This is a genomic window from Streptomyces sp. 3-6 (assembly GCF_056323165.1).
This window is the reverse complement of record NZ_JBWHZP010000009.1, coordinates 151,142-166,595: the sequence shown is the minus strand read 5'-3', so window position 1 is coordinate 166,595 and position 15,454 is coordinate 151,142. Positions and strand designations below refer to the sequence as shown.

11 protein-coding genes and 1 tRNA gene are annotated in these 15,454 nt (G+C 73.1%); 3 read left to right on the top strand and 9 right to left on the bottom strand.

Features of this window, described 5'->3' with window-relative positions:
- Positions 1-116: 116 nt before the first annotated feature.
- The 3 genes from AC02VZ_RS14525 to AC02VZ_RS14515 all read right to left on the bottom strand — a co-directional run bounded on the left by AC02VZ_RS14525 (position 117) and on the right by AC02VZ_RS14515 (position 3,450).
- Positions 117-722, bottom strand: a complete 606-nt coding sequence (locus tag AC02VZ_RS14525) for a lytic polysaccharide monooxygenase auxiliary activity family 9 protein (protein WP_476475520.1) — start codon at positions 720-722, stop codon at positions 117-119.
- Between the two features lie 155 nt (positions 723-877).
- Positions 878-2,005, bottom strand: a complete 1,128-nt coding sequence (locus AC02VZ_RS14520; RefSeq protein ID WP_476475519.1) for an SPFH domain-containing protein — start codon at positions 2,003-2,005, stop codon at positions 878-880.
- 122 nt (positions 2,006-2,127) lie between these two features.
- Positions 2,128-3,450, bottom strand: a complete 1,323-nt coding sequence (locus AC02VZ_RS14515; protein ID WP_476475518.1) for a peptidoglycan-binding protein — start codon at positions 3,448-3,450, stop codon at positions 2,128-2,130.
- A 189-nt stretch (positions 3,451-3,639) separates the two neighbouring features.
- On the opposite strand from AC02VZ_RS14515, the gene AC02VZ_RS14510 reads away from it, so the two are divergent.
- The 3 genes from AC02VZ_RS14510 (at position 3,640) to glxA (ending at position 8,285) form a co-directional block, all read left to right on the top strand.
- Positions 3,640-3,713: transfer RNA gene (locus AC02VZ_RS14510), tRNA-Lys, on the top strand.
- A gap of 601 nt (positions 3,714-4,314) precedes the next feature.
- On the top strand, positions 4,315-6,348 hold the full coding sequence (locus AC02VZ_RS14505; RefSeq protein ID WP_432055186.1) for a glycosyltransferase family 2 protein: 2,034 nt from the start codon (positions 4,315-4,317) through the stop codon (positions 6,346-6,348).
- Positions 6,345-8,285, top strand: coding sequence for a radical copper oxidase GlxA (gene glxA, locus AC02VZ_RS14500; RefSeq protein ID WP_432055185.1), 1,941 nt, complete (start codon positions 6,345-6,347; stop codon positions 8,283-8,285). The genes AC02VZ_RS14505 and glxA overlap by 4 nt, the downstream gene beginning before the upstream one ends.
- A gap of 309 nt (positions 8,286-8,594) precedes the next feature.
- On the opposite strand, the gene AC02VZ_RS14495 is transcribed toward glxA, so the two are convergent.
- The 6 genes from AC02VZ_RS14495 to AC02VZ_RS14470 form a co-directional block, all read right to left on the bottom strand.
- Positions 8,595-9,629 carry a glycoside hydrolase family 6 protein gene (locus tag AC02VZ_RS14495; protein WP_432055184.1) on the bottom strand — a complete coding sequence of 345 codons (1,035 nt, stop codon included), beginning with the start codon at positions 9,627-9,629 and terminating at the stop codon, positions 8,595-8,597.
- A gap of 395 nt (positions 9,630-10,024) precedes the next feature.
- Positions 10,025-10,771, bottom strand: coding sequence for a class F sortase (locus AC02VZ_RS14490; protein WP_432055183.1), 747 nt, complete (start codon positions 10,769-10,771; stop codon positions 10,025-10,027).
- A gap of 2 nt (positions 10,772-10,773) precedes the next feature.
- The gene (locus AC02VZ_RS14485) at positions 10,774-11,334 is read right to left on the bottom strand and encodes a hypothetical protein (RefSeq protein ID WP_432055182.1); all 561 of its coding nucleotides are present in this window, start codon (positions 11,332-11,334) and stop codon (positions 10,774-10,776) included.
- 353 nt (positions 11,335-11,687) lie between these two features.
- Positions 11,688-12,467 (bottom strand): HAD-IIA family hydrolase, encoded by a 780-nt coding sequence (locus AC02VZ_RS14480; RefSeq protein WP_432055181.1) that lies wholly within the window; start codon positions 12,465-12,467, stop codon positions 11,688-11,690.
- A gap of 179 nt (positions 12,468-12,646) precedes the next feature.
- Positions 12,647-13,681 carry a hypothetical protein gene (locus AC02VZ_RS14475; protein ID WP_432055180.1) on the bottom strand — a complete coding sequence of 345 codons (1,035 nt, stop codon included), beginning with the start codon at positions 13,679-13,681 and terminating at the stop codon, positions 12,647-12,649.
- A gap of 123 nt (positions 13,682-13,804) precedes the next feature.
- A complete protein-coding gene (locus AC02VZ_RS14470) occupies positions 13,805-15,196 on the bottom strand; it encodes an ROK family transcriptional regulator (RefSeq protein ID WP_476475517.1) in 1,392 nt (463 codons plus the stop codon).
- Positions 15,197-15,454 lie beyond the last annotated feature (258 nt).

Here is a 15,454-nt window from a genome sequence, read left to right as displayed (position 1 = left end):
CCCGGGGCCCGGGCGTGAGGTCCTGCGGTACGGACCGGCGTCACGGTCCCGCGGTACGGGACCGGCGGTGCGCTTCCGGCGGGGCGGCCGGGTTCCGGTCGCCCCGCCGGGCCGGCTCAGAAGGTGACGTCCGAGCAGGCGTAGAACGCGTTGTTCGTGTCGGCGACCGTCCAGACGGCCACGATCACGTGGTGTCCGCTCAGCCCCGAGGGCAGCCTTCCGGTGTGCGAGAGGGTCTGCGGGGGCCGCTGCCCGTTGTAGGGCACCGTGAAGAACGGGGTGAGGTTGAGGTCGGACCGGGTCAGGGCGTGGTTCTGGTTCCAGCCCGGCTTGGTGACGTAGTACTTGAAGTCGCTCGTGGCGTGCATGGCCGTGAACTGCCACCGGAAGGTGTAGTTCTGGCCGCCGCCGACCCGGGTCGTGGGCCAGGCCCCGCCCGAGGGCGTGCGCGGGGCGTCGAGCTGGGAGAACCGGGTGTTGTTGCCCGAACAGATCCGCCCGTCGGCGGGCCCGGAGGAGGGGAAGCCCTTCGGGCCCTCGACGCTCTGCGGCTCCCACTGGATGGCGCCGCAGTTGGTGACCGTGCCGTTCTGGCACAGCTTCTGCCGGCTGACCGGCAGATCGGTGTAGCCGTGGCCGCTGGCCCCGCCGGAGGAGAACGCGAGCGCTCCGGTCGTGGCCAGTCCCACCGCGGCTGCGTACAGCTTGGTCCGTGTGCGCATGCTGCCGCTCCTGGTGAACGTGGGGGTGTCAGTGAGGCGTGCAGGGTGATGCCAGTAGGTCTAGACCAAGTCTGAGCGTAGGACTGCGACATGAACATGTCCAGACCAGATACGCGACGCTTTCAACCACCCACGACGGACGGCCCCCGCGCGGGTCAGGGCATCGTCTCGCCCCGCCCCGCGCAGAACGCCACCGTCAGGTCCTTCACCAGCGCCTTGCGCTCGTAGTCGTCCAGCTCGACCAGCCCGCGCACGGTCAGCCGGGTCACCGTGTCCTCCACCGAGTCCACGACCGAACCGAGCACGCTGGCCCGGTGCCGCGCGTCCAGCGCCGCCATCCGGCGCCGGTGCATCGCCGCGGCCACCTCCGGCGCGTACTCCACCCGGACCGGCCGCACCGCGAAGACCTCCACCCCGACCGGCGCGGTGTCCGCCGCCACCTGACGGGTCAGCGCGTCGCGCACCGCGTCCATCGCGCCCTGGCCCGCGCCCGGCGCCTCCACCGGCAGCCGCAGCAGCGCCGCCTCGACGCACTCGCGCAGATACGTCTCGTGGTCCTCCACCCCGAGCGTGGCCCGCGCGGTGTCCCGCACCCGCCACACCACCGTGACGACCACCCGCAGCGCGACCCCGCCCCGGTCCGCCGCCGGCATCGGCTCGCTGCGCCAGTGCCGCAGCCGCACATCGACCCGCCGGCGCAGCAGCAGCGGGTTCACCCACAGCAGCCCGGTGCGGCGCACCGTCCCCCGGTAGCGGCCGAACAGACCGAGCACCCAGGCCCGGCCGGTCCTTCCGCGGGCCAGCCCGCCGAAGCCGAACAGACCGGCCGCCCCCGCCACCGCGTACGCCGCCCACTGCGCGGGGCCCGCCCCGGCCACGGGCGACGACGGCAGCCCCAGCGCCCCGGCCGCGAGCGGCGGGAGCGCCCCGCTCCACCACGCGGTGGCCAGGCAGCCGGCCGCCCCGCACACGCCGGCCAGCACCCCCACGGCTCCCGGCAGCACCCGGGCGGGCCGCTCCACCAGGTCGGGGTCGACCCGGGGCAGCGCCTCGGGCCGCTCGGGGGCCGGGCGCCGCAGCCGGGGCTGCTCCCCGGTGCCCTGCCGGCGCGCCACCACGGCGGGCCGCAACGGCACCGGTGCCGGATCGGGGTCGTCGCGGAACAGCAGGTGGACGGGGATCTCGGTGGTGGACTCGGTGTGGATGAGCCGGGCCGGACGAGCGGCCGGCCCGCCCTCCGCGGGCTGCTCGGACTCCGGGGTGTGGGACGTGGTCGTGGTCATGCGTGCCTCCAGCCTCCGCGCCAGATGCGTCACATCGGATGGGTCCGGCCGGCCGGGCCGGGCGGCCGGGTGCCGCCCGCGTCACCGGCGGGCGCGCGGACGGGCCGGGGGTTCCCCGGCCGTCAGGAGAACAGCCGCCGCCAGGTCTCCGGGCCCGGGTAGCCGTCGGCGGCCCCGCCCCGCCAGCCCTGGGCGCGCTGGAACGCCTCGACGTTGCGGCGGTCGGCCTCGCTCCAGCGGGGGCCCGGTCCGGTGGTGTAGTGCCGTCCGAACCCCTTCTTCACCAGCTGCCGCCCCAGGACGGTGACGTGGTCGTTGTGCGCGCCGGGCCGGAAGAAGGCCCGCCCCGGGTAACCGGGCACCCCGTGCGAGGCGGGGGTCCCGGCGCCGGGGGCCGCGGCCCGGACGTCCTTGCCGCGGCCGGTCACCAGCAGCTCCCAGGTCACCGGCCCCGGCAGCCCGTCCGCCTCGGCCCCCCGCCAGCCCTGGGCCTCCTGGAACGCCCGGGTCGCCCTGCGGTCCGCCTCCGTCCAGCGCGGACCGGGGCCGACGGTGTAGAAGCGGGCGCCGCCGCGCTCGACCAGCATCCGGCCGAGCCGGGTGACGTGGGCGTTGTTCGCCCCCGGCCCGAAGTACGCCGCCCCGGGGAAGGGCGTGGCCACCGGGGTGGCCGGTTTCGCGGTGTCCGGCTCGGAGCCGGCCGTGCCGCTCGTCACCCCCTTGTACCGGTACGGGACGTAGCGGGAGGAGTCGCTCCAGTAGGCGTACGGGGTGTTCAGCCGGCGGGTGTGCGGGCGGGTCTGCTCGTAGGCCACGTAGGCGGTGCGCGTGTGGTCCGTCCAGCCGCCGAACAGGACGACGTGGGATCCCGCGTGCGGGTCGGACTGATTGTGGAAGAGCAGCATGTCGCCGGGCTGCAATTCGTCCTTGGTGATTTTGTCGGCGTACTTTCCGAGACTTCCGGTCCATTCGTTCCCGGCGAGGTTCCAGGCCATCGAGACATAACCCGAACAGTCCTGCCGGTATCCGTCGGACCAGTACGCGGTCATGCTGTACGGGACTTTCGCGGCGACCCAGGTCTTCGCCCGGTTGATGATCTCCGCCCGGGTGGTCGCCGGGGTGCTCGTGGGGGCCGCGGGCAGGGCGGCCTGGGCGCTCGGGCCGTGCAGCGGGGCGCGCTGCCCCTGGGGGGTGTCGGGCTCGTCAGCTGGGGAAACGTCCGGGGAGCCGGGCCGCTGGGCGGACTGCGGGGCAGCGAGGGCGGGTACCGCGGCGCCCCCGATCACCGTCGAGGCGGCGGCCGCCAGGATCACCGTCCGGTGGGCGGCCGGACGGCCGGACGGGCCGCCGTCCGGCTCCTGCGGAAGAATGCGGCGCCCGTGAACACAGCCGGGGCACTCGCAATCGCTCGCGGGGTCGAATTCCTCGAATACCGGGGACTCCATGCGATACCCCTCACACGTCCGGTGAACATCTCCACACCTGTGCACGGTGATCAGTTTCCCAACTGTCGTCGTGATGCGCATGTTGACGGTCCGAATGATGTAAGCGGGGAGGCGGCCGGGGCGCTCCGGGCGGGGCCGGCGGCGGTCCGGACCACCCGGCGGGGTCCTGTAGAGTGTCTCCGTCAGCGCGCGCCGCTAGCTCAGTTGGTTAGAGCAGCTGACTCTTAATCAGCGGGTCCGGGGTTCGAGTCCCTGGCGGCGCACCGACTGGACGGGCTCCTCGTGACCGGGGGGCCCGTCCGCGTTTGGCCGGATCCGGCCGGGTTTCACCGCGCGGTGAGCGGCCGGCGCCCGCCGTCCGTACTGGACTGCGGTCCGTCGTCCGCACCGGAGCGCGGGCCGTGGCCGGTGAACGGTGGTCCGTGGTCCGTGCAGGGCCGCGGTCCGTCGTCCTTACCGGACCGCGGGTCGTTCCGTCCAGGACTGCGGCCCATCGTGCGCAACCGTCCTCCGCGGTCCCCTCCCGGGGGTCACAATGGGCGCGTATGACCGGTGAACACCGTGTATCGCACCTTGCGATCATGATGGGCACCGTACAACCTGGTTCCTTCGACGATCGGCGGGTTCGCGGTCGTCGGGGGGCGGGAAACCGGTTGCCGCCGGACGGGTCCGGCGGACCGGTCCGGGGGCGATGCCGAGGGGGGCGTCGTGCAACCGGAAGGGCGCTGTGCCGTGTCTATAAGGTGTGCGGGACGTGGTGACAGCGGTCTACCACTGATACGTCCGTGAAGGTCGAGGGGGACCGGACGCGGGCGGAAGGAAGCGACGAAACACGCGGGTGACCCGCGTGTGGGGGGATGACTCATGACGTCGACGCCGACGGGCGCCCATAGGGACGACGACCCGTCCCAGACCACCCAGCTCAGGGTGCCTGCCCACCGGACAGGCAACACGGGCGCGTTCCGGCGCATCAAGAAGACGCTGCCGCGCTACGACTACGAGCACTACAGCCGGCTCGCGGGCCCCCTCACCCAGCCGGATCCGACCAAGCCGTACAAGGTCCAGTACCGCTCGCTGATCGGCCAGGAACCGCACCGCATCCGCATCGCGCTGATGCTGGCCGCGGCCCCGGTGCTGTCGCTGGTGCTGCTGGTGTGGCTGCTCCAGCCGTCGCACTGGACCGAGCGCGACCACCCGGCGTTCGACTGGCTGCCGGCCCTCGACATCGTGATGCTCGTCTCGATCGGCCTGATCGAGTTCTTCCGCTGCATGAACGTGCTGTCGAACGCGCACGCCACCCTCGTCGCCCGCGACCCGATCCCGGTGGTGCCGGAGACCGGCACCCGCGTGGCCTTCCTCACCTCCTTCGTGCCCGGCAAGGAGCCGCTGGAGATGGTGACGAAGACCCTGGAGGCGGCCGTCAAGATCCGCCACCGGGGCCTGATGCACGTCTGGCTGCTCGACGAGGGCGACGACCCCGAGGTCAAAGAGGTCTGCGCGCGCCTGGGGGTGCACCACTTCTCCCGCAAAGGGGTCGCGAAGTGGAACATGCCCAAGGGGCCGCACCGCGCCAAGACCAAGCACGGCAACTACAACGCCTGGCTCGAGGCGCACGGCGACGACTACGACTACTTCGCCTCGGTCGACACCGACCACGTCCCGCTGCCGAACTACCTGGAGCGGATGCTCGGCTTCTTCCGGGACCCGGACGTCGGCTTCGTCATCGGCCCGCAGGTGTACGGCAACTACGACAACTTCGTCACCAAGGCCGCGGAGTCGCAGCAGTTCCTCTTCCACGCGCTGATCCAGCGGGCCGGCAACCGCTACGGCTCGCCGATGTTCGTCGGCACGTCCAACGCCGTGCGCATCAAGGCGCTGAAGCAGATCGGCGGTCTGTACGACTCGATCACCGAGGACATGGCGACCGGCTTCGAGATGCACCGCCACAAGAACCCGGAGACGGGCCGGAAGTGGCGCTCGGTCTACACCCCGGACGTGCTCGCCGTCGGTGAGGGCCCCAACGCCTGGACGGACTTCTTCACCCAGCAGATGCGCTGGTCGCGCGGTACGTACGAGACGATCATCGGGCAGTACTGGAAGGGCTTCTACTCGCTCCCGCCGAGCAAGCTCTTCAACTACACGATGATGATCATCTTCTACCCGATGTCCGCCCTGAACTGGATCCTGGCGGCGCTGAGCTGTGCGCTGTTCCTGGGCCTGGGCGCCTCCGGCGTGAACATCGACCCGACGATCTGGCTGATGCTCTACGGCAACGCCTCCGCGCTGCAGATCGGCCTGTACATCTGGAACCGCCGCCACAACGTCTCGCCGCACGAGCCCGAGGGCTCCGGCGGTGTGGCCGGCATGGTGATGTCCGCGCTGTCCGCCCCGCTCTACGCCAAGGCCCTCATCGACTCGGTGCTGCGCCGCAAGAGCAAGTTCGTGGTCACCCCGAAGGGCGACTCGGCCAGCCCGGACACCTGGTTCGGCACGTTCCGCTACCACTGGTACTTCATCACGATCTTCGGTGGCTCCATCGTCGCGGGCTTCGTCTTCGGACACTCCCACCCGGCGATGGTCATCTGGGCCACGTTCGCCCTGCTGATCACGGCCACGCCGATGTTCGCCTGGCGCCACGGCATGCGGCAGGACAGGAAGAAGCCCGGCGCGCACGCCGCGGGGCAGGCCGCGCCCTCCGGTCCGGCGGGCGCGGAGCCGGCCATGCCGCAGCAGCACGCACCGCACGAGCCCCGGACCGGCCCCAGCTGGGCCGGCTCGCACGGCGCACCGGGCGGAACAGGGGGCCCCGAAGGCCCGGGCGGGACCGGGGGCGGCAACCCCGGCAACGACCAGACCATGCAGATCGCCCTTGGTGGACTTGGGGGACGTAAGAAATGAAGGACCGTGCTGGCCGTCGTCGCGCACGTCGCATCGCGATAGGCACGACGGTGGTGCTCGCGCTGGCCGGGATGAACGGGCCGTGGCTCTACCGCTTCGGTACCGAGAAGTACCACGCGTACAAGATCAATCAGCCGGAGTACAAGGCCGAGAACGGCCGCTGGGAGATCATCGAGTTCCCGGAGAAGTACCGGCAGAACACGATCCACGCGGCGCTGCTGCGCACCGGGAAGGTGCTGCTCGTCGCGGGGTCGGGCAACGACAAGGACAACTTCGACGCGAAGAAGTACGACACCCGGATCTGGGACCCGGTCAAGGGGACCATCAAGAAGGTGCCGACCCCGAGCGACCTGTTCTGCACCGGGCACACCCAGCTCGCCAACGGCAACCTGCTGATCGCGGGCGGCACCAAGCGGTACGAGAAGCTCAAGGGTGACGTGAAGAAGGCGGGCGGCCTGATGGTCGTCCACAACGAGAACCCGGACAAGCCGATCACCCTCCCGGCGGGCACCAAGTTCGTCGGCAAGAAGAACGGCAAGACCTTCGTCTCGAAGGACCCGGTGCTCGTCCCGCGCGCCAAGAAGAACTTCGACAAGGAGACCGGCGAGTTCCTGGGCAACACCCCCGGGTACGGCCGGACCTACGTCGAGGCGCAGAAGGAGGGCGCCAAGTACGAGACCGGCACGCAGGACAACTACACCGTGCAGGGTCTCACCGGCGAGGACAAGCAGAACACGTACGGCATCGCCGAGAAGCTCGCCCTGGACAAGAAGGACTTCCAGGGCATCGACGACGCCTTCGAGTTCGACCCGATCGCCGAGAAGTACATCAAGGTCGACCCGATGAAGGAGGCGCGCTGGTACCCGACGCTCACCACCCTGAGCGACGGCAAGATCCTCAGCGTGTCCGGCCTCGACGACATCGGCCAGCTGGTCCCGGGCAAGAACGAGATCTACGACCCCGAGACCAAGAAGTGGACCTACACCGACAAGGTCCGCCAGTTCCCGACCTACCCGGCGCTGTTCCTCATGCAGAACGGCAAGGTCTTCTACTCGGGTTCGAACGCGGGCTACGGGCCGGCCGACGAGGGCCGTGACCCGGGCGTCTGGGACGTGGAGAGCAACAAGTTCACCAAGATCCCCGGGCTCAGCGACCCCGACATGATGGAGACGTCCAACACGGTGCTGCTGCCGCCCGCCCAGGACGAGCGCTACATGGTGATCGGCGGCGGCGGCGTCGGCGAGTCCCGCAAGGCCAGCGAGAAGACCCGGATCGTGGACCTCAAGGCCGACGACCCGAAGTTCGTCGACGGCCCCTCGCTGGACAAGGGCACCCGCTACCCGCAGGCGTCCATCCTGCCCAACGACGACATCCTCGTCTCGGGCGGTTCGGAGGACTACCGCGGCCGGAGCGACTCCAACATCCTGGAGGCGCGGATCTACGACACCGAGAAGAACGAGTTCAGGCAGGTCGCCGACCCGCTGGTGGGCCGCAACTACCACGCCGGCTCGATCCTGCTGCCCGACGGCCGGGTGATGTTCTTCGGCTCCGACTCGCTCTACGCGGACAAGGCCAACACCAAGCCGGGCGAGTTCGAGCAGCGCATCGAGATCTACACCCCGCCGTACCTGTACGGGGAGCGTGAGCAGCCCCAGCTGGCCGACGGTCCGGAGACCATCGAGCGCGGCGGGTCCGGCACGTACACCTCGAAGGACGCCTCGAAGATCAAGAACGTCCGGCTGATCCGCCCGAGCGCCTCGACCCACGTCACCGACGTGGACCAGCGCTCGATCGCGCTGGACTTCGAGGCCGACGGCGACAAGCTGACGGTGACCGTGCCGAAGAACCGCAACCTGGTCCAGGCGGGCTGGTACATGCTGTTCGCCACGGACTCCGACGGTACGCCGAGCAAGGCGCAGTGGGTCCAGGTGCCGTAGCACCGGCATGGGTGGCACGCGGTGGCCCCGGGGCCGGGTGAGGTCCCGGGGTCGGTGACGGTGCCTGGGCCTGGGGTCGGTGACGACTTCCGGGCCGGGGCCGGTGACGGTCCTGGGCCGGTGACGGCTTCCGGGCCGTCGTGCGGACGGGAAAGGGGCGCCCTCCTTGGGGGCGCCCCTTTTCGTTGCTCTCTCCGGTGGGGTGGTTCCCGGTCCGGCGTGCTCCGGTGGTTCCTCGTCCGCCGTACAGAGGTGGTCCCCGGTGTCAGGGCCGTCGAAGTGACGGCCCTGACTGGCGGTCACGTCCCGTCAGTCGGCGGCCCGGGCGAGGCCGAGGGCGTATTCCTCCCACCACTCGCCCGCCTTCGGGCCGCCCTTGCACTCGCCGTCCGACTCGCCGGGGCGCTTGATCCACAGGTAGGCGTCGACCAGCGGGTCGTCGGTCTTCACGGTCGGGGTCTCGCCGAGGGCGCGGCCGGGCGGGTTGCACCAGCGTTCGTCCGCGGCGCCCTCCGTATAGGGGCCGTTGCCGTTGCGGCTGGTGTCGATGACGAAGGGCTTGTTGCCGACCTTGGCGGAGAGCTGCTTGCCGTAGGCGATGGAGTCCTCGGTGGAGTAGAAGTTGGAGACGTTCACCGAGAAGCCGTCGGCCTGGACGATCCCGGCCCGCTTCAACGGGTCGAAGATCTGGTCGGGGTTCCCCCAGCCCGCGTTGCCCGCGTCGATGTAGACCTTGGTGTCCTTCAGGCCCTTCAGCTTGGCTACGGCGCCCTTGAGGAGGTCGTAGCGCTCCTCGTGGAACTGCTGCGGGGTGCAGCCGTCGACCAGGTGGAGCACCGCGTCCGGTTCCAGGATCACGGTGGCCGGACGGTCGCCGATGCCCTTGGCGACGCCGTCGACGAAGTCGCGGTAGGCGTCGCCGTCGGCGGCGCCGCCCTGCGAGTACTGCCCGCAGTCGCGGTGCGGGATGTTGTAGAGGACGAGCAGCGCCGTGCGGTCCGCCTCGGCGGCGGCCTCGGTGAAGCCGCGGGTCTGCTCCTCCGGGTTCTCCGGGCTGATCCACTCGGCCACGGGCTGCTCGGCGATCTTGCGGACCTGCGCCGCCTCGTCCTTCTTGCCGGCCTCGGTCAGCGCGGCGACCTCGCGGGCCGCGGTGCCGTTCGGGTTGACCCAGTAGGGGTCGGCCTCCTTCGGCTGCTGCGCGATCCCCGTGCCGGCCGACTCCGGGTCGTCCCCCGTGCCGTCGCCGTCGGAGGAGCACCCCGCGATCAGCAGTGCCGCCCCCAGCACCGCTGCGGACGCCCGCCTCCCGGCGAACGCCCCGACCCCCCTGCTGCCGTACATCCAACCCCCCTCGGGTGCACTTGGTTCCCGGTGTCCGGGTGTGCCGTTCCGGACCGCTCCGCTCCGGGACCGCTGCGGGGACTGCTTCCCCGCCGCCGTCCGTGGACTGCTGCTTCCGGTCCTCTGTTCCGATGTTCGGGTCCCAATCCTGACATACGTGCCCGGACACCCACGAGGGCCGACCGAACCGGCTCGGCTGCCCGACCCCAAGTGGTAGGGAGGCGCCGGGCTGTAGGAGGGGGACACGGCCGTAGGAGGGGACACGGGCCGGTCCCGGCGGACGTCCGTGCGGGAGGGCGCGTTCCCGCACGGGGCGGTGCGGGGGCATGCGTGAGCGCGACGGGTCCGGTCGGCCGCGGGGACGGCCCGGACCCGTCGCGCTCTCGACCGGAGGGTCAGGCGGCGCCCCGGGCGACGGTGCTGGTGCCCGGGCTGCTCTCGGTGCCGGAATCGGTCTCGGTGCCGGTTTCGGTGCCGGTGCTCGTGCCGGTCAGGTAGGCGGAGACGACGACGTTGGCGGTGTAGCTGTCGGTGGCCTCGTCGAAGGTGCCGCCACAGGTGATCAGGCGCAGTTCGGCCCGGCCGTCCCGGCGGGGCCCGTACGCCTGACGGGCGTCGAAGCCGTCCCGCTCCAGGACCTGGACGCCCTCGATGGTGAACTCGGCGACCTCGTCGTCCGCGCGGACCACCCGGATCGTCTGGCCCGCCTGCAGCGAGCTCACCTGGTAGAAGACGGCGGGCCGGGTCTCGGTGTCGACGTGCCCCACCATCAGGGCGGTGCCGGGCTCCCCCGGGGTCACACCGTCCGCGTACCAGCCGACCACCTCGGGGCGGTCGAAGGGCGGCGGGTCGAGCGCGCCCCGCTCGTCGAGGCCGCGGGAGACGACCGGAGCCCGGACGTCGAGGCCGGGGATGACCAGGCGCTCGGGCAGCGCCTCGTCCAACGGGCGGTGCGCCGGGGGCAGTTCGACCTGGGGCGGGCGTCCGGCCGCGGCCATGTCACCGGTGGCGGGTCCGGTCGGCCCCGGGGGCGTGTCGGTCGCGTCGCGGCCCCAGAGCCACAGGCCGAGCAGCAGCACCAGCCAGGCCACCCCGGTGAGCAGCCGGCCCGAACCGGACCGGGCGGATTCCTGTGCGGACATGGTCAGCCGGTCCCGCCGGTGCGGCGGACCCGGTCGCGGGCGACGGCCACCGCCGCGGCTCCCGCGAGCGCCAGGCCGGTCACCACCTGCGCCGTGCCGGGACCGTCCTCGGCCTCGGCGGACGCCAGCCGCGCGGTGCCGCCGCCACCCGCGTCGACCGGTGCGACCGGTGAGGCGGGGGCCGTCGGCCGGTGGGTGGCCGGTTCGTCGTGGCCGCCGGACGGGGTGCGGGCCGGGGAGACGGTGATCGTGCCCCGGCGGTCGGTGCCGCCGCAGTTCACCTTCACGTCGTACACGCCCGCCGTGAGGGAGGACCGGACGCGGCTCTCGCCGACGAGGACGCCGTCGGAGACGCTGAGCCGGACCTCGGAGACGAACGCCGCCGACACGGCCACCGCCGTCCGCTCGGCGCACTCGGGCACCCGCAGGGTGACGTCCGTGCCGGGCGCGGGGGCCGCGGGGGTCACCGCGACACCGCCGCCGTCCGCCGCCTGTGCCGACGCCGGGGTGAGCGCGGCCACGGCCAGGGCGCCCGTACAGAGAGTGAGTCTCATGGAACGCATCGTGAACCTCCAGACACACGGAGCCTCCCCCGCGAGAGGGGTGCACGCATCCTCGCGGGTGCCGTGATTACGCCGTCCGGGTGGCGGCCGGGCGGGGGGAGGTTTGAACGCCGCAGGTCGGAGGGGGTGTGCGGGGGTGCCGGGGGTGGGGCCGCAGGGGTTGTCTCCGGCCGGGTCGGGCCGGGCCCGGCGGGACGCACGGGTCCGGCTGCGGGGTGGGCAGGGCCCGACCGTGGACGGGCGGTGCCCGGGGACCGGTGGGTCCGCGGACGGGTGGGTCCGCGGACGGGTGGGGCCGCGGACCGGTGGGGCCGCGAACGGTTCGTGCCCGACCCGGGTTCCGGGCGTGACGGTCAGATGAGGTCGACGAGGTCCGCGATGGAGTCCAGGACCTTCGACGGCCGGTAGGGGAAGTCCTCCACCTGGTCGGCCCGGGTCAGTCCGGTGAGCACCAGGAAGGTCCGCATCCCCGCCTCGATGCCGGCCAGCACGTCGGTGTCCATGCGGTCGCCGATCATGGCGCTGGTCTCCGAGTGCGCGCCGAGCACGTTGAGGCCGGTGCGCATCATCAGCGGGTTCGGCTTGCCCGCGAAGTACGGGTGCTTGCCGGTCGCCTTGGTGATCAGCGCCGCCACCGCGCCGGTCGCCGGGAGCGGGCCCTCGGTGGACGGGCCGGTCTCGTCCGGGTTGGTGCCGATGAACCGGGCGCCGTTGTTGATCAGCCGGACGGCCTTGGTCATGGCCTCGAAGGAGTAGGTGCGGGTCTCCCCGAGGACGACGTAGTCCGGCTCGTGGTCGGTGAGGACGTACCCGATGTCGTGCAGCGCGGTGGTCAGCCCGGCCTCGCCGATGACGTAGGCGGAGCCGTTCGGGCGCTGGTCGTCCAGGAACTGCGCGGTCGCCAGGGCCGACGTCCAGATGTTCTCGATCGGCACCTCCAGGCCCATGCGGCGCAGGCGGGCGTGCAGGTCGCGCGGGGTGTAGATCGAGTTGTTGGTCAGGACCAGGAAGGGCCTTCCCGACTCGCGCAGCTTCTTGATGAAGGCGTCGGCGCCGGGGATGGGGACACCCTCGTGGATGAGCACCCCGTCCATGTCGGTCAGCCAGGACTCGATGGGCTTGCGGTCTGCCATGTGCCGGATCTCCTGCCGTACGCGGTGCTGCGTCCGCCCCAGCCTAAACAGACCGGGATCTTGTGGGAACGGCGGCGGGGCCCGATGCGGCCGGCCGGGCCCGCGGCGGGGAGCGGGACGGTGGGGTGTGCGGGGCGGGACGGTGGGGTGGGAGCCCGCCCGGGCACGGCGTCCGACGGTCAGCCGCGCCGGCGGGCGAGCAGCACCGCGGCTCCGCCGGTGAGCACGGCCGCCGCGGCTCCGGCGAGGACACGGGTGCGGGTTCCGGTGCTGGTGCCGCTGGCGGCCAGTTCGTCGGGGAGGGGGGCCTCGGACGCGGTGGGTGGTGCGGGTGGGTCGGTGGCCGCGGTGCCGTCCGGGGTCGGGGCGGGGGGCGGGCCGGTGCTGTCGCCGGGGCGGGGGTACGGGCCGGGGCTCGGGGCGCGGGTGGCCCCGGGGTCCCGCGAGCGGTCCGGGGCGGGATCGCGCGGGCCGGTGCCGGAGGGGGCGTCGACGCGGAAACGGTAGTCGTTGGACTGGCCCACCCAGTCACCGTCGTCCTGGTGCCGCTGGACGACGGCGGCGTTGGCCACGACCTCGTTGGCCACGGCGTCCGAGGTGAACTGGAGCCGCAGTGTCACGGTGAGCGTCCGGCCGGGCGCGACGGTGAAGCCGGGGAAGCCCGCCTCGTCGTCGGCGAGGGCCCCGACGAGTTCGTCCTGGTCGGTGAGTTCGAAGCGGACGGGGTGCGGCCGTCCCTCCGCGCCGTCGGCTCGGCCGGCTTCGTCGGTGCCGTCGGCTTCACCGGTGGACTCGGCTCCGTCGGTCTTCCCGGTCGCGTCCGGTCCGTCGGTCTTCCCCGTCGTGTCGGCTCCGTCGGCCGGCTCCTCCGCGCCGGTGTCCCGCCCGCGGTCGTAGAACTCCAGGGTGGCCTGGCCGGGTTTCAGGGCCCGTTCCGCGTCGACGAGGACGATCACGGGGTGGACGGCGGTGCAGGTGCGGTCGGTGGTGTTGGTGAGGTCGACGTACCAGACGCCGAAGCCGCCCCCGGCGGTGTAGGTGCCGGGACCGCCGTGGAGGCGGGTGGTGAGGGGGAAGTCGCGGTCGTCGGCGGCGGCGCAGGCGACGGCGGCGGGGCGGGCGTCCGCGGGCACGGCGGCGGCCGACGTCCCGGCGACGGGGAGAACGGCGGCCGCCGCCACGAGGCAGCAGGCCGCGGGCAGGCAGGGGCGCATGCCATGACTCCTTGCCGCGGCGGCGGTACCGGTCCCCCGACACGCGGGAAGGCCACCCGGACGGGCCCCGCCTTCCGTCCGTCCGGCGGAGGGGCGGTCGTCGGCTACCGGGGGTGGCGGGTGCTAACCGTCGCCGCGGCCGAACACCGGGGCCAGGACCAGCTGGGCGGCTCCCTCCGCGATCCCGGCGGCGCCGTCTGCCGTGGTCGGACCGGCGTCGCCGCCGTGGTCGCCCTCCCCGGCCCCGCCACCGCCCGGGGAACCGTCTCCCGCCCGGCGGCCGGAGGCGAGGCGCACCGTGACGGGTGGGTCCCCCGTGCGCCGGGCACGGGCGTCCAGCACGGCGCGTACACCACGGACGAAAGTGTCCGGGGCCGCCTCGATCGTGCGCCCACCGAGCAGAACGCGGTCGATGTCCAGCAGTCCCACGAGGTTGGCCGCGCCCGTGCCGAGCACCCGGGCCGCCTCCTCCGTGTCGCCCCGGGCCACCGCGTCCAGGCACAGCGCCTCGATGCAGCCCCGGTCGCCGCAGGGACAGCGCGGTCCGTCGAGCTGCACGACCTGGTGACCGAACTCCCCCGCGCCGGTCCGCGGCCCCCGGTGCACGCTCCCGCCGATCACCAGTCCGGCCCCGAGGCCCGTCCCGAGGTGCAGGTAGGCGAAGGAGCCGCCCTCGCCGCCGACGGCCAGCCCGAGGGCCGCCGCGTTGGTGTCCTTGTCGACGACGACCGGGGCGCCTAGCCGGTCCGCCAGGGCGTCCCGCAGCGGGAACCCGTCCCAGTCCGGGTAGCCGGTGACCCGGTGCAGCACACCCCGCGCGTGATCGAGCGGGCCGGGCAGCGCGACACCGACCCCGAGCAGCGTCCGGACCGGCCCGCCCACCGTGCCCGCGGTGGCGGCGGTACTCGCGGTGCGCCCGACGGCCGGCGCGGCGCCCGCGGCGCCCGCGGTGGCGGTGGCGGTGGCGGCGGTGACCGGGCGGTCCGGCACCAGGTCACCGGCCGTCTCGTCGCCACCCTCCGCCGCCGGTCCCCCGGCCGCCGCCTCGGCACCCTCCGCCGCCGGCCCCCCGGCCACCGCGCCGGAACCGCCCGCGCCCCGATCCCCGGCCGCATGGCTCGCGACCAGCTCCCCGGCCACCGCCGCGACCCGGGCGAGCACCGTTTCCGCGCCCGCGCCCAGGTCCAGCGGGGTGCGCCGCTCGGCCACCACCCTGCCGTCCAGGTCGGCCAGGACGGCGCGCAGTCCGTCCCGGTCGAGGTGCACGCCGACCGCGTGACCGGCCTCCGGGACCAGGCGCAGGACGGTCCGCGGCTTGCCGCCGGTGGACGCCCGGCGGCCCGCCTCGACCGCCAGGCCGTCCTCCCGGAGCCGAGCGGTGATCTTGCTGACGGCCTGCGGGGTGAGCCCGGTGCGCTCGGCGAGCTCCAGGCGGCTGATGCCCTCGGCGCCGGCGGTCCGCAGCAGGTCCAGCACCAGCGCGGAGTTGTGACTGCGCAGGGCCAGGAGGTTCACACCCCCGGCCCCGCGCGCCGCCGCACCCTCGGCCCCGCGCGCCGCCGCACCCTCGGCCGGGGCACCGCCGGTCGCCGCGCTCCCGGTCACCGGCCGCAGGCCCGTTCCCGTTCCCGGCCCCGTTCTCGGCCCCGAACCCGGGGTCGACCCCGGAGTCGACCCCGGGGGCGACCCCGTTCTCAACCCCGCTCGCGATCCCGATGCCGACCTCGGTACCGGTCCCGGCTCCCGTCCGCCGTTCGTCCTCTTCACCGGGCC

Excerpts from the sequence above, each read along its gene's own strand:
- AC02VZ_RS14525 (WP_476475520.1), bottom strand. The coding sequence starts at position 722 with ATGCGCACACGGACCAAGCTGTACGCAGCCGCGGTGGGACTGGCCACG.
- AC02VZ_RS14520 (WP_476475519.1), bottom strand. The coding sequence starts at position 2,005 with ATGACCACGACCACGTCCCACACCCCGGAGTCCGAGCAGCCCGCGGAG.
- AC02VZ_RS14515 (WP_476475518.1), bottom strand. The coding sequence starts at position 3,450 with ATGGAGTCCCCGGTATTCGAGGAATTCGACCCCGCGAGCGATTGCGAG.
- AC02VZ_RS14505 (WP_432055186.1), top strand. The coding sequence starts at position 4,315 with ATGACGTCGACGCCGACGGGCGCCCATAGGGACGACGACCCGTCCCAG.
- glxA (WP_432055185.1), top strand. The coding sequence starts at position 6,345 with ATGAAGGACCGTGCTGGCCGTCGTCGCGCACGTCGCATCGCGATAGGC.
- AC02VZ_RS14495 (WP_432055184.1), bottom strand. The coding sequence starts at position 9,629 with ATGTACGGCAGCAGGGGGGTCGGGGCGTTCGCCGGGAGGCGGGCGTCC.
- AC02VZ_RS14490 (WP_432055183.1), bottom strand. The coding sequence starts at position 10,771 with ATGTCCGCACAGGAATCCGCCCGGTCCGGTTCGGGCCGGCTGCTCACC.
- AC02VZ_RS14485 (WP_432055182.1), bottom strand. The coding sequence starts at position 11,334 with ATGCGTTCCATGAGACTCACTCTCTGTACGGGCGCCCTGGCCGTGGCC.
- AC02VZ_RS14480 (WP_432055181.1), bottom strand. The coding sequence starts at position 12,467 with ATGGCAGACCGCAAGCCCATCGAGTCCTGGCTGACCGACATGGACGGG.
- AC02VZ_RS14475 (WP_432055180.1), bottom strand. The coding sequence starts at position 13,681 with ATGCGCCCCTGCCTGCCCGCGGCCTGCTGCCTCGTGGCGGCGGCCGCC.